Source organism: Treponema sp. R8-4-B8, assembly GCF_054786175.1.
Map to the genome: position 1 here is coordinate 1 of NZ_BDHE01000235.1, position 635 is coordinate 635.

The 635-nt window shown below is 42.8% G+C and carries 1 protein-coding gene; it reads right to left on the minus strand.

Translation table 11 applies throughout. From position 1 onward, the window contains the following. Positions 1-47: 47 nt before the first annotated feature. Positions 48-629, minus strand: coding sequence for a phosphoribosyltransferase family protein (locus tag ACYVRA_RS08115; RefSeq protein ID WP_461252223.1), 582 nt, complete (start codon positions 627-629; stop codon positions 48-50). Positions 630-635 lie beyond the last annotated feature (6 nt).

Genomic DNA, 635 nt, shown 5'->3' on the forward strand with positions numbered 1-635 from the left:
CGCCTTTAGGGAATTGGAAGAAATGGAACGCAGTAAGAGTTCTTAAATCATTTAGTCCCAAAATACTCCCTCGCGCTGAAGGGTTTTAAAAGGTTGCCTAATGATTCATTGTTTATAATCGCTTTTAAAATACCGGAGGCTAGTTCTGCGGACTGCACGACTTCAAGATTTTGAAGTTTTTCCTTGTAACCTGAGCAGCATACGGTGTCGGTTACAATCATGCGGTTTAACAGGCCGTCTTTTATGAGCGCGTCAATTTTTTGGACGGCTGGCGGCGAAAAAAGAGCGTGGACAGCGATAATATTTATGTCTTTTGGTTTTAGCTGTGAAAGGGCGCGGATTAGTTTTTCTACGGAGCCTGCCGTATCAATCATGTCGTCTACAATCCAGAGGCTTTTATTTTCTAACGGATCAGCGCTAAGAATGTTAATTGACTCCACGGTGTTTGGTTTGGAATAATCCCTCTGTTTGTGGGCGACGACTAAGGGCGCTCCAAATGAATTCGCGAAACCGCGCGCTAGTTTTTCTCCGCCCGCGTCTACTGAACAAAAAGCCCAATTGCTTCTTACTTCATTTTCAAGATTATCAAGCGTTTTAATGTAGGTATCGCAAAGATATTTTTTTACCAGAGTTCA